The sequence below is a fragment of the Chthonobacter rhizosphaerae genome, assembly GCF_013839525.1.
Taxonomy (GTDB): Bacteria; Pseudomonadota; Alphaproteobacteria; order Rhizobiales; family Pleomorphomonadaceae; genus Chthonobacter; species Chthonobacter rhizosphaerae.
On the sequence record NZ_JACDIS010000002.1, the window covers coordinates 177,627 to 193,663 of the forward strand.

Consider the following 16,037-nt stretch of genomic DNA (forward strand, 5'->3'; position numbering starts at 1 on the left):
CTCCTCATCGGACGAGGCTCAGACAGGTGGCGGCGAACGCGCCGGCCCAGCCGGTGAGAACCGCCGCCAGGATCAGCCAGATGGCCAGGAGCACGTGCCAGTAGACGGCGCAGAGTTCGATGCCCTCGCGGACAGCTTCAGGCCGTCGCGTGCGCGCCCACCGCGCCCAGCACCGCCCGAGGGCCGCCAGCCCGCCGACGATGTGGAGGCCGTGCAGGCCGGTCAGGAGGTAGAAGAAGGACGCGGCCGGGTTTCCCGAAAGCCCGACGCCCGCGGACGCCAACTGTCGCCACGTCAGGACCTGCGTGACGAGGAAGGCCGCGGCCGTCACCGTCGCGGCGGCGATGGCGTGGGCGAAGCCGTCCGGGTCGCGGCGGCGGGCCGAGAGCACGGCCCCGTGAAGCGTGGCGCTGCTGAGGGCGAGGAAAGCCGTGGCGACCCAGACGAGCGGCAGGTTCGGCAGCACCCGCCAGTCGGTGGCCTCCATGCGCATGAGGTTGGCGCTGAGAAGCACCGCGAAGAGCGCGCCCACGACGGTCAGGAAGACGCGGAGGCCTATCCTCCCCGGAGAGCCCGCCGGACGGGCGCGCCCGTGGCCGGGCGTCGGGCTCGCGGGGCTGACGTGCAGCCACGGCTTTTCCATGATGCCGTGCCGCGCGAGCCAGACGCCCGCGATGCCGGCGACGACGATCAGGAAGGCGAGCACGACCGTCATGCCATGCCTCCGGCCGCTGCCGGCGGCTGGTTCTGCGGGATGAAGTCCTCGGCGGCGCCGGGCACGTTGTAGTCGTAGGCCCAGCGGTAGACGACCGGAACGGTCCTGCCCCAGTTGCCGTGCGGGGGAGGGGTCTCCGGCGTTTGCCATTCCAGGGATGTGGCGCGCCAGGGATTGCCGCCCGCGGGCTCGCCGCGCCTCAGGCTCCAGATCAGGTTGAAGAGGAAGACGAACTGGAAGGCCCCGACCACGAGGGCCATCACGGTGATCGCCGCGTTCAGCGACTGCGCGGACTCGGGGAAGAAGGTGGCGTCGCCCATCTCGTGGTAGCGCCTCGGCACGCCGATGAGGCCGAGATAGTGCATGGGAAAGAAGATCGCGTAGGCGCCGAGAAAGGTGATCCAGAAGTGCAGCTTGCCGAGCCCCTCGTGGAGCATGCGGCCCGTGACCTTCGGATACCAATGGTAGATCGCCCCGAAGATGACCAGGATCGGCGCCACCCCCATGACCATGTGGAAGTGCGCGACCACGAACATCGTGTCGGAGAGCGGAACGTCGACGACCACGTTGCCGAGGAAGAGGCCGGTCAGCCCGCCGTTCACGAAAGTGATGATGAAGCCGAGCGAGAAGAGCATCGGCGTCGTCAGGTGGATGTCGCCGCGCCAGAGCGTCAGGATCCAGTTGTAGACCTTGATCGCCGTCGGGATGGCGATGATCAGCGTGGTCGTGGCGAAGAAGAAGCCGAAATACGGGTTCATCCCGCTGACGTACATGTGGTGCGCCCAGACGACGAAGCTGAGCGCCCCGATCGCGATGATCGCCCAGACCATCATCCGGTAGCCGAATATGTTACGCCGGGCGTGGGTGGAGATGAGGTCCGACACGATGCCGAAGGCCGGCAGCGCGACGATGTAGACCTCCGGGTGGCCGAAGAACCAGAAGAGGTGCTGGAAGAGCACCGGGCTGCCGCCGCCGTATTTCAGGTGCTCGCCCATCTCGATCAGCGCCGGCATGAAGAAGCTGGTGCCGAGCAGCTTGTCGAACAGCATCATCACCGCGCCGACGAAGAGGGCCGGGAAGGCGAGAAGCGCCATCACGCTCGCGGTGAAGATGCCCCAGACGGTCAGCGGCATGCGCATCAGCGTCATGCCCTCGGTCCGTCCCTGCAGCACGGTGACCACGTAGTTGAGGCCGCCCATGGTGAAGCCGATGACGAAGACGATGAGCGACAGGAGCATCAGGATGATGCCCCACTCCTGGCCCGGCGTTCCCGACAGGATGGCCTGGGGCGGGTAGAGGGTCCAGCCGGCGCCCGTCGGTCCGCCCGGAAGGAAGAAGGTGGAGAGGAGGAGGACGACCGCGACCAGATAGAGCCAGAAGCTCAGCATGTTGGCGTAGGGAAAGACCATGTCCCGGGCGCCGACCATGAGCGGGATCAGGTAGTTGCCGAAGCCGCCGAGGAAGAGAGCCGTCAGGACGTAGACCACCATCATCATGCCGTGCATGGTGATGAGCTGGTAGTAGGCATCGGCGTCGATGAAGGTCACGAGATCCGGAAAGCCCAGTTGGAGCCGCATCAGCCAGGACAGCGCCAGGGCGACGAACCCGAGGAACAGGGCGGTCGCCGAGTACTGGATCGCGATGACCTTGGCGTCCTGGCTGAACACGTACTTCGTCAGCCAGGACCTGGGGTGATAGAGGTCGTCGTCATGAAACGGTTCTGTTTCGACTGCCGGGCCGAGCGGAATTTCGGTCATTGCTCTCAACCCTCCTTGTGGCTGCCGCCGCCGGGCTGCCCGCCTCCTCCGGGCGGCGCCAAGCGCGGTCCTCATTCCGAAGGCGTGGCCAGACGGGCGACCATCCGGCCTTTCTGATCCTCCAGCCATGACCGGTAGGCGACGGCGTCCTCCACGACGACGCTGCCGCGCATGAAGGCGTGACCGACCCCGCAGAGCTCGGCGCACAGGATGTCGAACGTGCCCGACCGCGTCGGGGTGAGCCAGAAGTAGGTGACCATCCCGGGGATGAGGTCCATTTTCGCCCTGAACTCGGGGACGTAGAAATCGTGCAGGACGTCGGTGGACCGGAGCAGCACGCGGATCGGCTGGCCGGTCGGCAGGTGCAGTTCGCCGCCGTCGACGACGATGTCGTCGGAGCCGGCGGGATCGGCGGGATCGATGCCGAGCGGGTTGTCGGGGCCGACAAGCCGGATGGCCGTCCGGCCGAGCCGGCCGTCGTCGCCGGGCAGGCGGAAGGTCCATTGCCACTGCTGCCCGACCGCTTCCACATCGGCCGCCTCGGGCGGCACGGTGATGAAGTGCTTCCAGACGAGCAGCCCCGGCGCCAGCATGGCGGCGACGCCGACGGCGGTGAGGCCGGTCAGCCAGCCCTCCAGCTTGCGGTTCTCCGGCTCGTAGATCGGCCGCTCGCCGCCCGGCCGATGCCGGAATCGGAAGACGCAGTAGGCGACGAAGAGACCGACGGCCGTGAAGACCAGGCCGGTGATCCAGAAGGTGATGGTGATGGTCGTGTCGATCGTCCCCCAGTTGGACGCGACCGGCGTCCACCACCAGGGGCTCAGGAGGTGGAACAGGACGGATCCGACCACGACAAGAAGGATCGCGAAGGCGACGAGCATCGGCCTTCCTTTCTTGCGGAAAGTGGCACCGGTTCCCCGGCGGCTTTGGCCGGAGGGCGGCAACACGAGGTCTCAACCCGGGGAAGGCCGCCGCGGCCGTCGGCGGCCGCGGCGGCGCGAGCCTACTCGACCACTCGGCGGTAGAGGTGCCAGGTGGCGTGGCCGAGGACGGGCATCACGATGATGAGGCCGCAGAGGAGAGGGATGGCGCCGAGGACGAGGCTGCCGGCCACGATGCCGCCCCAGGCGAGCATCGGAACCGGGTTGACCATCATGGCGCGGACCGATGTGCCGATGGCCGTCGACAAGCTGACCCGCCGGTCCAGGAGCAGCGGGAAGGAGACCGCGCTGATCGCCAGGACGAGGAGGGCGAACAGGAAGCCGATACCGACGCCGAGCACGATCATCGCCCAGCCTGCGCCCGTGGTGAACACGTCCTGGAAGAAGCTTCCGATGGAGGCCGGAGGTTCGGGACCGAGGGTGAGATTGTAGATCGCCATGGCGGTCGCCAGCCAGAACAGGAAGATGCCGGCGAGGATGAGGCCGAGTTCCAGGATCGCCCCGATCGACGGGTTCCGGAAGATGCTGAAGGCGTGCGTCCAGGAGACGGGCAGTCCCTGCTCGCGGCGGCGGCTCAGTTCGTAGAGGCCGGATGCCGCGAAGGGGCCGATCAGCGCGAAGCCGGACGCGAGGGGAAAGACGAGCGGAAGCAGGTCACGTCCGAGCGCCGCCCGGGCGAGCACGAGGCCGGCCAACGGATAGACGATGCTGATGAAGATGACGTCCATCCGATAGGCGCCGAAGTCTTGAAGGCCCTTGCGCAGCACGTCCTTCAGGTCGGAGACTTCGATGGACCTGATCGTCGGCCTGGTCGCATCCAGCTCGGCCTTCGGCCTGTAGAGGGGCGGATGTTTCGTGCGCAGGGCCGCAGTCGTCGCGCGAATGTGGTCGCTGCTCCATTCGGCAGGGTTTCTGATCGTCATGGGCCTTCTCCTCTCGAACAGTGTTCGAGAAGTCGCGGCAGTCATGTCGGTCGCCAGAGACAAGCAAGTCACGGGCGAAGCCGCGACACCACCTAGACCATACGCCTGAAACAGCCGCCGTACCAGAAAGAAAACGTCTTTGAACTACGGCGCGGCAAGATCGGTCGTCCCGACGAGCCGGGGCCTCCAGATCCGGAACCTTCGTCGCGTTTCGGCTCGCCGCGCCGGACTTCGGACGCGGCTGGCCCGATCCGGTCCGAGGTGCCGTCATGCGCCGACCGACAAAGAGCGCTTACTCGGCCGGCGCTTGCCGTCGTGTGATGTCCCTGGTTGAGCGATCGTCGCGCTGGTCGTCGGAGCCGCGCTTTGGCGGCGCGCTGGTGGTTCACTTGCATCTTGTCGTACTCTGGCCCTTCTTGGAAAGGAGTGCCGGCCATGGACAGCTCCGCTGGAAGGATCGATGTCGACTTCTCGCTCGCGATCCATAACCGGACAGGAAAATACTTCATTGGCCGGGACATCATCGAAGACAACGCGGACCTCGTAGGCGCCGTCCTCTATGGACGGCTGAGCAGCCGGCGCGTTCCGTCCTATCTCGTGGGCCGGCTCGCGGGCCGGCTGATGTCCGCCGAGCTGATGCGCCGGATGACAGGCGCGCCCGGCCTGCCGCCGGTCCGGCGGAAAGCGCCGGTTCTGCACCTCGATCCGTTGACCGCGCTCAACTACCAGCTAGGCCCGTGGGACATCGTGCTGGTCCACGACGTCGGGCCGCTGACGCACCCGGACCTCTTCGAGCCCACGGTGTGCGACCTCTACAAGGCTGCGTACCGGCACATCGCGGCGTCCGGACCGCGCCTGGTGTTCGTCAGCGAGACGTCACGCGCCGCGTACTTGAGCCTTTTCGACTGCTCTGCTTCGACCACGGTGATCTACCCGCACATCCGGACGGATGTGAAATCCGCCGACCAGGCGGTCGCCGGCGTCGAGCGGCCGTTTCTGCTGACCGTCGGATCGGTCGGGGCCCGAAAGGGGCAACTCGCCAGCATCGCCGGCTACGCGAGGTCCGGCCTGTACGAGCGTGGGATCGACTACGTCCTCTGCGGCGGACCGGAGGAGCCGGGACACGCGGCCGTCGTCGCGCAGGCCCGACGGACGCCAGGGGTGTTGCTCCTGCCCTATGTTCGCGACACGGAACTGACGTGGCTCTACAGGCACGCGGCCGGGTTCGTGCTGGCGAGCCGCCTGGAGGGGTTCGGCATGCCGGTGGCCGAGGCGATCGCGAGCGGTCTCGTTCCGGCGGTCAGCCGGAACACGGTCCTGGAGGAGGTGGCGGGGGAGGCGGCGCTCACCTTCGATCCATTCGACGTAGACGACATCGCCAGAACGATGGCGGTGCTGTGCGCCCTTCGGGACGACGAGAAGGCCGAACGACTGACGCGGATGTCGGCGAGGCTCGCCCAATACTCGCGCGATCGGTTTTCCCGGGAGTGGCGCGTCCTGCTCCAGGCCGCCGTTCGAGAGGCCTGACGCCCCCGCCGCCTGCCGGTGTGCGGCAGCGAAGGGCGGGAGGGGCGCGGTGGAATGAGGATCCTGACGATCAACAGCTTCTACGCGCCGCACATCCGGGGCGGTGCCGAGATCACGCAGAAACTGCTCTGGAGCGGCATGGCGGCCCGCGGCCATTCGGTCGTCAGTCTCTCGCTGAGCCCGGACCGGGAGTGGCGCCGGGACACCGTGGAGGGCGTGGACGCCGTCCGGGTTCCCGTCATGAACGCGGCCCTCCCGTACGGTCCGGAGCGGCTGGGACGGCTGGACCGAGCCCTTTGGAAAATCAGGGATGTCTACAATCGACCGGCACGACGGCAGGTCGAGCGCGTGATCGACGACACGTCGCCCGATGTCGTGGTCACCCACAACCTGATGGGCTTCTCCGCCTCGGCGTGGCAGGCGGCCTTCGCCCGACGGAAGAAGGTCGTGCATGTCCTTCACGACTATTATCTAATCTGCCCCAACATCAACATGATGGCGCGTTCGGAGCGGTGCGCCCGCCGGTGCGTGAAATGTGGCCTGATGAGGCTCCCACACGGGCGTTTGTCGTCGGGCGTGTCGGCTGTCGTCGGAGTCAGCAACGCGATCCTGGCGAGCCATCTCGCAGCGCCCTTGTTCGCGGGCGTGCCGATCCGAACGGTGATCAACGACGCCCGCGACATCGACCGGCACCCGGCTCGCCGGTCGCACCACCCGTTCAGCTTCGGCTATATCGGCGGCCTCTCCCCGGTGAAGGGCGTGGACCTTCTGCTGTCCGCGTTCTGCGACGTCGCGAAGGCCTCGGACCGGCCGCTAAGGCTCGTCGTCGCCGGTACGGGCGACGCCGGGTACATGGACGCCCTCGCGGCGCGCCACCGTGCAACGGGCATCGACTTCGTCGGGTTCGTGGATCCGTCATCCTTCTTCGATCGGGTCGACGTCACCATCGTCCCATCCCTGTGGGACGAACCGTTCGCCGGCGTGATCTACGAGTCGCTCGGCCACGGCGTGCCGGTGATCGGCAGTCGGCGGGGCGGCATACCGGAGGTCGTGCGTGACGGCGTGAACGGACTGCTGTTCGATCCGGGCCGCCCCGAGGACCTGCGCGATGCCATGCTGAAGCTGGCGAGCGACGCATCGCTTCTCGACCGGCTGCGCGGGTCTGCGCGCTCCTCGGTGGAGGAGCTGCTCTCGGTGGGCCGGATGGTCGACGAGTACGAGGCCCTGGTCCGGCGTGTCGCGGACGGTCCTCTGCCTGATGCCTGAAGCGGGCCAGATCGCGGGAGCGGAGGCTGCCGATCAGGGCGCCCAGCGGCAGATGACGAAGCCCTGCGACATTTTGTCTCTCCACCTCGAACCGCGATCCCGATCGGACCGCACGCCTTCGGCAGGGCGAGCGCAGTCCGTAGAGCAGGATGGTGAGTCCATATCTGCCGCGCCGAGACCGCAAGAAACATCATTAACACTGCATGCTTTCCTGGCGTTTTCCCGCCGATCGCGTGCTACTCGACAGACCTCTCGTCGCTGGTGTTCACCAGCAAACACAGTGATGCTTCTGCCCAAGTCGCGCAACCTACACGTTAGATCTGGTAATAGGCTTGGTGACACCTTCCTTGCACTGCACATTCATTGCGGTGACAAGAGCACGTAATTCCCATGCTCGATCGGTCAGCTATGCTGACCGATACCTTCGGCACGGATCGTCCGAAAGAGTTAATTTTTCGTTAAATTCGATGTATACAGATCCATCGGGACCACACTGCCCGTCGCCTTATGTAGTGGCGAGTATCCGGCGATCGGCTCTTATTGCCGGAGTTTATTGGCTTCCAAGCATATGTGATTTCCTGAACATCTCGTAGATATGCGGTATGCTCCAACTAAAACTGGAGGCAGATATGTCTTTCCACGAGTCTGAGTCTGCGACGAAGATTTCAAAGATAATTCAGGGTACGACCGCCAATCTGACAACCGCCGATCATAAGCGTCATGAATTGAGGATTGCCATTATCGACGGCCGGAGCCTTATGCGGGAATGCTTCGCGCGGGCGCTTCAGATGATGGAAGGCGCTTTGTCGATCCGCCAGTATGCGTCCTTTGAAGATTACATGGCTGCGGCGCGAGATCCCGCGTCGTTGGCTGAGGTCCTCGCGGTCTGCCTGGAGTGGAGGAAGGCCAGGGCCACAGAAACCCTGAAGATGATTTCCGCAGCCGCCGGTATCTGTCCCGACACCGCGGTGGTCGTTGTTTCCGACGTAGATGATGTGGAGAGCGTCTCCGCGATCATCCGGAGCGGCGCCCGTGGCTATATTCCAGACAGCGATCACATCATCGTGGCATTGCAGGCCATGTATCTGGTCAATGCAGGCGGGATCTACATACCGGCCGACGTGCTGCTCTGGTCTTCGCAGCGCATCAAGGAAATGTCGGGCGCGTCCCAGCGCGACGCCGAGCGGAGCTTCACGCCCAGGCAGGAACTGGTGGCCGATCTTCTGAGGCGCGGCAAGGCCAACAAGACGATCGCGTACGAGTTGAACATGTGCGAAAGCACCGTGAAGGTGCACATCCGAACCATCATGAAGAAGTTGAAGGCGCGGAACCGCACAGAGGCCGCCTACATGATCAATGAACTGATCGAGCATGAGGGCTGGTCGAGAGTATCCGGCACCACGGCGGCCGCCGGCTAGAGCGCTTTCCGATCTGACGGAAAAATCGCAACACGCTCAATGCATTGGAGCGCTTTCTCGACGATCAGGCCGTGCAACCTGATCGGAGAAAGGTCTGGGCGGGCGTCGCCCAATCAGGTTCGAGAGGTCGACCGTCGGGTCAGGAGGGACCGGCGGCCGGCTGACGGCGACCCTGGATGCCCACCGCTGCGCAGCTGCGGACCGCAGGCCCAGAGCCGGCGAGGTCGAACCATCTCCGCCACCAGAGCCACCGCGCGCGCGTCTTCGCCCCATCGTGTCGAAGGCGTCGACGAACTCGGCCTTTCGGCCGGCGCCCGGCCGCCGGAAGAGCATTGCCGGTCGTCCGTTTGGGGGTAGCGCTCCTACGTCCTTTGGCTGCGACACCGCGATGAACCGCACCGCTATCGTTGGCGCATCGCCCCTCATCGATCGGCTGGCTGATTTGACGGAGGTGCCAACGCCTATCGGATCGGCCGTTTCCGCACATCAGGCAGAAGGGCGATCACTCCGGTATAGGCCAGGAGCGAGCGGCACATGGACACCGTGACTGAATGGCGCCCCGGCACCGCATCCAAGATCCGACCTGAAGGGGATGTCCTCAGCTTCGCCGATATACTGAACGTTTTCAGAGTATACCTTCTGTCGGTCCTCGCATGCGTCGGGTTCTCCCTTCTGGCGGCCTGGATCTATCTGGCCACGAGCGACCCGGCCTATGTGGCGCGAACGCAGATCCTCATCGAGCCGGAACTCCCGTCCTTCCTGAAGGCCACGACGGCTTCGGACGTCAATCTCTCCATCGACACGGCGCAGATCGAGAGCCAAATCGTGGTTCTGGGCTCGGAGAAGATCGCCCAGATGGTGATCGATCGTCTCGGTCTCCGCGAGAATACCGCGTTCATCGAATCTGGCGCTCCATCATGGGCCGAGCGATTCTGGCGGCTGCGCGGGATCGTTTCCGACAGCCTCGCCGAATACGGTCTTGTCGGCGACGAAACGCGGCGCATGCTTGCGGGCGACGGCGCGGACACGCAGGCGACCGCTCCTCGGGGCCGTCCGCTCACGGAGTTTCAACTCAACCGCCGCGCGATGGCCATCTTCCAATCCGGTCTTGCGGTTCGGCGGCTCGGCGTGTCCTACGCCATCGAGATCACCTTCCAATCCGTCGATTCGGACTTGGCGGCAAGCATTGCCAATGCACTCGCCGACGCCTACGTGCGCGAGCAGGTGGAGATCAAGGCCGCGGCGGCGAACGAGGGCCGCGCCTCCATGGAACGGCGTCTCGATCAGCTTCGGAACCAGATGAACCGGGCCGTGGCCATCGCACAAGCGTTCCGGTCACGGCACGACTATCGAATCGGAGTGCCGGACGCCTCGGTCGATACCGCGCAGTTCGGCACCGCGGGACCGCCCACGCTGGAGGAACTCGAGGTCACCGCCGAGACCTATCGGAAGATGTACGAGAGCTTCCTCGGCGCCTACACGGACCAGATCAGCCAGCAGTCTCTTCCGGCCGTCGGCGTCAGGGTGATCACGCCGGCCACACCGGCGCTCGAGCCGAACAGCCCCAAGCCGAAGCTGGTGCTGTCATTCAGCCTGCTGGCGGGGCTTCTCGTCGGCGGCGGCCTCGCGTTCCTGCGTCATTCCCTCGACAAGACCGTGCGTTTCCCGCGCCAGATCCGCGAGGAGTTCGGCCTCGACTGCATCGGGGAACTCCCGCGCGTGTTCGGGACGCGGGGCGGATACGGCCGGTTCGACGAAGTCATCCGGCAGCCGGATTCCCGCTTCACCCAGACCATCTTCAACGTGAAGGGCATGCTCGCCCTCGCCAGGGTGCGCCGTCCGGCACGGCGGATCGCCGTCGTGTCCGCCCTGCCGTCCGACGGCAAGAGCACCTGCGCCAGCAATCTCGCCTATGCCCACGCCGTCTCCGGCCTCAAGACCCTGCTCATCGACGCCGACATCTACCATGCGGCCCTGAGCCGGCGACTGGCGCGCAAGGTCAAGGCCGGCTCCGAAGCGCCCGGGCCCGAGGCCCTGCGCGGGGCCATCACGACCTTGCGGGACGAGTGCCTCTGGCTTCTGCCGAGCCATGCCCTCGGTCCGGAACACCTTCTGGATGCGGGCGTGATGGACGCGCTCCTCAAGGAGATGACGATGTTCGACGTCGTCATCGTCGACCTGCCGCCCCTCACGGCCGGCGTGGACCGGCTGGCGGCAAGCGCGCTCTGCGACGGCGTGATCGTGGTGGCCGAGTGGGGGAGAACTCCCGTGGACATGGTCGCCAGCCTCATCCAGATCCTGCACGCGAGCGACACGACCAGCTTCGGCGTGCTTCTGACAAAGGCGCGGACGCATCACGGTTCCCATGGCCAGAAACGGTGGGGGACCTTTGCCCAATAGCCGCTCCGGACCGAGCGTGTCCGGCTCGCCCGAGGGCCGGCCGGGCCCGATGCGGATGGGGTGCGCCGAGAACAGCTTTGGAGGCCGGTCGACCCGGCCGGATCGGAACACAGCAAGGACCGACGCTCCGATGATCCGCATCGCGCTTCAGACGTCCTACCGCCGGAAACTCCGGAGGCTCGCGCCCATCGATCCGGCCGGCGGCCGGCGGGACGGGCCGACCGTCGTCGTCGCACCGCATCCGGACGACGAGACCCTGGGCTGCGGCGGCACCATTCTCCGCAAGCGCGGCGCGGGATGCGCCGTGACGGTGGTGTTCATCACGGACGGCCGAAGCTCCCATGCCCACCTGATGCCGCCGGACCGGCTGGCGGAGATCCGGAAGGCCGAGGCGCTCGCGGCGTGCCGGGCGCTTCGCGTGCCGGACCGGGCGGTTCATTTTCTCGGCTATCCGGACGGCCGGCTGAGCGACCACCAGGACGAAGCGGCCGCCGACCTCCTCGACCTCTTCAGGACGGTGCGGCCCGCGGAGGTCTTCTACCCACACCGGCTCGATCCGCCGGCGGATCATCGGGCGGCCAACCACATCGTTCGCCGGGCGATGGCGGAATGGGGAGGGCGGGCCGACGCCTTCGAATACCCGGTCTGGGCCTGGCACCACTGGCCCTTCGTCCGCCTTGCGCCGACGAGCGGCGGCGGCGCGCGGGCCGTGGTGCGAAATACGATCGGTACGTTGTCGGGTGTCCGCCTCCTCAGAGCTTTGAACGTGGCGGTCGATGTCCGGTCCGTGCTGGACGGCAAGCGGGCCGCGTTGGCGGAACACCGCTCCCAGATGGAGCGCCAGGGGGCGGACCCGGACTGGCCGACGCTTCGGGACGTCGCGGGAGGGGATCTCCTCGCGTGCCTCCTGCAGCCGGTCGAAGTCTTCCTGTGGACGCCCGGCCGGGTTTTGGCGGAGGCGCCGCGGCTCGCGGCGGCGGCGCCATGACCCGGCCGGGCATCAGGTTGCTGCTGGCGATCGGGCTCGGTCTGCCGGTGGTCGCGATGGCGTTCGCCTATCCGTCGCTGCGAGATGGTCTGCGAGGGGCAGGGGGCGGCGCCGGCGCCGGCACCGTGGAGGCCGTTCCGTTCGAGCGCGTCGTGGTCGACGACGGCATGGCGGGCGATGTGAAACTCGTCGGCGACATCGACGGCGACGGCCACAAGGATCTCGTCGTCGGCGGAGGGAGTGCCGAGAAGCTGGCGTGGTATCGCCATCCCGACTGGTCGAGGACGACGGTCGCGACCCCGACCGTGGAATTCACCACGGACGGCAGCATTGCGGACGTGGATGCCGACGGCGACCTGGACATCGTCGTTCCCGACGGCGACGGCCCGGACAATCTCCTGTGGTTCGAGAACCCGCGCCCGGGCGGCGATCCGGCGGATGGGGCGTCTTGGCGCCGCTGGGTGATCGGGTCGGTCGGCGGATGGGGCAAGGACGTGCACCCCGCCGACTACGACGGAGACGGTCGTCTCGACATCGCGACGCGGAGCCACCACGCGCTGATGATCTTCTTCCAAACCGCGCCGGGCGATTGGGAGAGAGTCGAGTTCCCACATGGGGATCTCGGCAACGAAGGTCTGGCGCATGGGGACGTGGATGGGGACGGTCTGGTGGACCTCGTGGTCCGTGGCGCGTGGATCCGCAATCCGGGCGCTGCCGCGGCCCGCGATGGCGGCGCCTGGGTCCGATATCCGATCGGAGAGGCGGACGCGGACTTCAAGGCGCTCGTCGCCGATGTGGACGGGGACGGGCGGGCCGAGGTGATCTTCGCCAGCTCGGAGAACACGGCCGACGTCGACCGCTGGACGGTCGGGGACGAGGGGCCGGCGGGACCTTGGGTGAAGCATACGGTGATGGCAGGCCTGGAGCGCGGCCATACGCTCCAGGCGGGCGACATGGACCTGGACGGCGACACGGACCTCGTCGTCGCGCAGATGCACACGGCAGCCACGCCGCGCATCCTGGTCCTCCTCAACGCGGATGGCAGGGCCGGGCGCTGGCTCGTCCAGGTGGTCGGTGCGGAGGGGCTGCACAACGGCGTCGTCGCCGACATGGACGAGGATGGGGACCTCGACATCTTCGGCGCCAACTGGACCGGCCATCCGCCGGTCCGCCTCTGGATCAACCGGCTGGACGAGCGAACGTGACCGAGCACCGCAGGATCGCCGCCGCGATCGAGCCGTTGCTCGACCGCTTCGAGGGGACCGTGCCGCCCGGCCGGCTCGGCGGCGGCCGACCGGACGACGTGTGGGGCCGGCATGTGGTGGATGTGGAGGGCGTGATCGGCATCGATCACGGCGCTCTGCGCATCCAGCCGCTGGCGACGCCCGGCTGGGGGCGGGCGGGCGCGTCCTACGGGCCGTTCGAGGCGGGCGACGGGCTCGTCCTTGCGGCGCTCGTGCTCAACGGCCACAACACCTCGCAGGCCGGCGATCTCCACCAGCACCTCGCGCGCCGCCTTTGGCAGTGGGCGAAGGGGAACGGGTCGGAGCCTCTGGCCGGACGGCTCGCGAGTTGGCTGCGCCATCCGCGCAAGCGGCTGCTGCTCGATCACCTGCGCCGCTGGGTGCCCTTGCATCGTCGGCGCCGACACGGCGCTCCCGCGCTCGACGAGAATTTCGCCATCGGCTGGTATCGCACGCCGGCTCCGGCGGATCCGACGACCGAAGGCTTCGGTCTGGTGATGCACGCCACGGGCTATGAGAACGGCCAGCTCCGGGCGTCGAGCGGCGGCCGGATGCCGCCGGTGCTCCACGGGGTGCAGAACGTTCCGATCCACTACGCGGTGCTCGTCCGCCGGTGGGGCGTCGTTCACCTGGCGGCGGCCGGACTGGACCGGGTGCCGGGCCTTCCGACCTATCCGCGGTTCAGACCCCTCCTGGTGGATCCTCGCCCGGCAGCCGGGCCGTTCCACGCCGGCCTTCATCAGAGCGTGCTCGGCCAGATCGGCTTCAGGGTGGACACGCGCGTCCACGGCGTCGAGATCCGGACGGTCGGGGCGTGGGACCGGTGGTACGGCACCGCTTCGGTCGCCGACCTGTTCGCCGGCGAAGGTCCACTGCGCGGCACAGCGGCGGAAATCGGGGGCGCCTGGGCCACGGTGACCGACGGGCTTCAGAGGTCGCCGGAGGGGCTGCGGGCGACGGGAGCGGGCGAAGCCACTCTGCGGGCGGGCCAGCCGCCGGGGCTCCTGCTGGTGGTCGTCGCCGGGGAACCCGGACGCGTGGAGCTTCGGTTCCGGGTGGCCGGCGACGGGGACGGCTGGTCCGTGAGCCTGGACGAGGCGCGATGCGCCCTGTCGGTCCGGTCGGCTGGCCGGGTCGAGGAGATCGCCGCCGAGGATGTCGGACCGGGCGACGGCGATCGGGCGCTGCAGGTGAGCGACGACGGCGCCGAGATCGCCGTGTTCCTCGACGGGCGGCGCCTGTTCGGCCGGTGCATCCGGGACGGCCGGTTGTCGGCGGAGGCGGGGCTGGGACTCGCGCTCGCCGGGGCCGTGACGGTCCGGCGACTGGAGGCCCATCCGCGCGCGATCGACGCGACCGGTCTCCTGCATCTGCCGCGCCTGCCAACGCCGACGGCGGAGCGCGAGATTCTACGCGACGATTTCGACGGCCCCGCCGGCGACCTCGACGGGCGGACGACCGCCAACGGCGCGACCCGCTGGCGGCGGGCCGCCGGGCGCGGCGTGATCGCCGCCACGGGCGATGGGGCGGCCAGGGTGGACGCGGACCGCGCGAGGCCGAACCCGGGCCGGACCATCTACACGGTCGATTGGGAGAGCCCGAATCTCGCCGACCTGGAGGTCGACATCACGCCCCCGGGCTCGCGCCGCGGCGACGGCCACGGCGGCCGCGCGGGCCTCGTCTTCTGGCAGGACGCGGGCAACCACCTGACCATCAACAACTGGCTCAGCGACGGCTACGGCGGCGCGTCCATATCGTCCTTCCTGACGCTGGACGGGTTCGAGGACCTCTACGACGCGGTCTGGACCAATGTGGGCGCGCGCATCCACTGGGGCCGGCGGCATCGCCTCCGGGCCGCGTTCGACGGCATGGTCTACACCGTCCACGTGGACGGCGAACCGGTTCTCTACCGCTCGCTCCGGGACATCCACCGCGATGCCCGGCGGCTCGCGATCCGCCGGGTGGGGCTCGTCGCCAACTGGGAGTGGGGCGACGACACCGGCAGCCGATTTCATCGCTTCATCGCCAGATCCGGAGGAGGAGCATGACGGACCGATTTCCGGGACGCCTCGTGCGCCGCGTCGAGAAGCTGCCCGGGGTCTCGCGCGCGGTCGGCTGGTGGGCCACGGACAGGAACCGGCGGATCCTGTGCGGCCCGGCCGCCGGCCTCGTCATCAACGCGGGCCGGTCCAATCCGGGCTACGCGCTCGGCACCGTCGAGTGGCCGGTTCAGCGGGCGATCGCGGATCGGTTGGGGCGCGGCAGCGTGTTCTTCGACGTGGGCGCGAACGTGGGCTTCTTCACCATCCTGGCCGCCCGCGCTGTCGGCCCCGCCGGCAGGGTGGTGGCGTTCGAGCCTTCGCCCGCGAACGTTCACCTGCTCCGGCGGAACATATCGGCCAACGGTTTTCCCAACGTGACGGTCATCGAGGCGGCGGCGTCGGACCACAGCGGCAGCGGCGAGCTGCTGCTCGCGCGGCTATCCGGCGGGTCGGCCCTCTCGACCGCCGACCGCCCGCCGGACACGACCGGCAGCCTGTCGGTGCGTCTGGTCTCTCTCGACGATCTGGTGGCGGGTGGCGGAGTGAGGCTTCCCGACGTGGTGAAGATCGATGTCGAGGGCGCGGAGGAGGCGGTGCTCAAAGGCATGACCGGGCTGCTGCGCCGGGCGGCTCCGGTGATCGTCTTCGAGGTGGACGACGCCGACCGGGCCCGTCTCGACGCCAAGGCGGAGGCCTGCCAGGCCGTGCTGCGGCCTTTCGGCTATCGGTTCACGCCCCTGGCGGACAGCTATCCGGGGGCGGGCTGGCACGTGGCGAACATCCTGGCGGAACCGGAAGCGGTCCGCTGACCGGGCG

At 67.8% G+C, this 16,037-nt stretch carries 12 protein-coding genes; 8 read left to right on the plus strand and 4 right to left on the minus strand.

Annotated elements, in window-relative coordinates; translation table 11 throughout:
• Positions 1–4: 4 nt before the first annotated feature.
• The 4 genes from HND91_RS04620 to HND91_RS04635 form a co-directional block, all read right to left on the minus strand.
• On the minus strand, positions 5–715 hold the full coding sequence (locus HND91_RS04620; protein WP_181705372.1) for a cytochrome c oxidase subunit 3: 711 nt from the start codon (positions 713–715) through the stop codon (positions 5–7).
• Positions 712–2,472, minus strand: coding sequence for a cbb3-type cytochrome c oxidase subunit I (locus tag HND91_RS04625; protein WP_181705373.1), 1,761 nt, complete (start codon positions 2,470–2,472; stop codon positions 712–714). Before HND91_RS04625 ends, HND91_RS04620 begins: the two co-directional genes overlap by 4 nt.
• 71 nt (positions 2,473–2,543) lie before the next feature.
• Positions 2,544–3,353 (minus strand): cytochrome c oxidase subunit II, encoded by an 810-nt coding sequence (locus HND91_RS04630; protein WP_181705374.1) that lies wholly within the window; start codon positions 3,351–3,353, stop codon positions 2,544–2,546.
• Positions 3,354–3,475: 122 nt separating this feature from the next.
• On the minus strand, positions 3,476–4,336 hold the full coding sequence (locus tag HND91_RS04635; RefSeq protein ID WP_181705375.1) for a DUF2189 domain-containing protein: 861 nt from the start codon (positions 4,334–4,336) through the stop codon (positions 3,476–3,478).
• 435 nt (positions 4,337–4,771) lie between these two features.
• Here HND91_RS04635 and HND91_RS04640 point away from each other — a divergent pair, with 435 nt between their 5' ends.
• From HND91_RS04640 to HND91_RS04675, 8 genes are all read left to right on the plus strand, one after another.
• The gene (locus HND91_RS04640; protein ID WP_246329322.1) at positions 4,772–5,863 is read left to right on the plus strand and encodes a glycosyltransferase; all 1,092 of its coding nucleotides are present in this window, start codon (positions 4,772–4,774) and stop codon (positions 5,861–5,863) included.
• Between the two features lie 54 nt (positions 5,864–5,917).
• Positions 5,918–7,129 carry a glycosyltransferase family 4 protein gene (locus tag HND91_RS04645; RefSeq protein WP_181705377.1) on the plus strand — a complete coding sequence of 404 codons (1,212 nt, stop codon included), beginning with the start codon at positions 5,918–5,920 and terminating at the stop codon, positions 7,127–7,129.
• A 629-nt stretch (positions 7,130–7,758) separates the two neighbouring features.
• Positions 7,759–8,547, plus strand: coding sequence for a response regulator transcription factor (locus HND91_RS04650; RefSeq protein ID WP_181705378.1), 789 nt, complete (start codon positions 7,759–7,761; stop codon positions 8,545–8,547).
• Positions 8,548–9,402: 855 nt separating this feature from the next.
• A complete protein-coding gene (locus HND91_RS04655) occupies positions 9,403–10,947 on the plus strand; it encodes a tyrosine-protein kinase family protein (protein ID WP_181705379.1) in 1,545 nt (514 codons plus the stop codon).
• A 130-nt stretch (positions 10,948–11,077) separates the two neighbouring features.
• Complete coding sequence (locus tag HND91_RS04660; protein WP_181705380.1) at positions 11,078–11,935, plus strand: PIG-L deacetylase family protein; 858 nt, start codon at positions 11,078–11,080, stop codon at positions 11,933–11,935.
• Positions 11,932–13,140 carry an FG-GAP repeat domain-containing protein gene (locus HND91_RS04665; protein WP_181705381.1) on the plus strand — a complete coding sequence of 403 codons (1,209 nt, stop codon included), beginning with the start codon at positions 11,932–11,934 and terminating at the stop codon, positions 13,138–13,140. Before HND91_RS04660 ends, HND91_RS04665 begins: the two co-directional genes overlap by 4 nt.
• Positions 13,137–15,227: a nucleotide-binding protein gene (locus tag HND91_RS04670; RefSeq protein ID WP_181705382.1), complete on the plus strand. Its 2,091-nt coding sequence runs from the start codon at positions 13,137–13,139 to the stop codon at positions 15,225–15,227. The genes HND91_RS04665 and HND91_RS04670 overlap by 4 nt, the downstream gene beginning before the upstream one ends.
• Positions 15,224–16,030: an FkbM family methyltransferase gene (locus HND91_RS04675; protein ID WP_181705383.1), complete on the plus strand. Its 807-nt coding sequence runs from the start codon at positions 15,224–15,226 to the stop codon at positions 16,028–16,030. The genes HND91_RS04670 and HND91_RS04675 overlap by 4 nt, the downstream gene beginning before the upstream one ends.
• Positions 16,031–16,037: the final 7 nt, after the last annotated feature.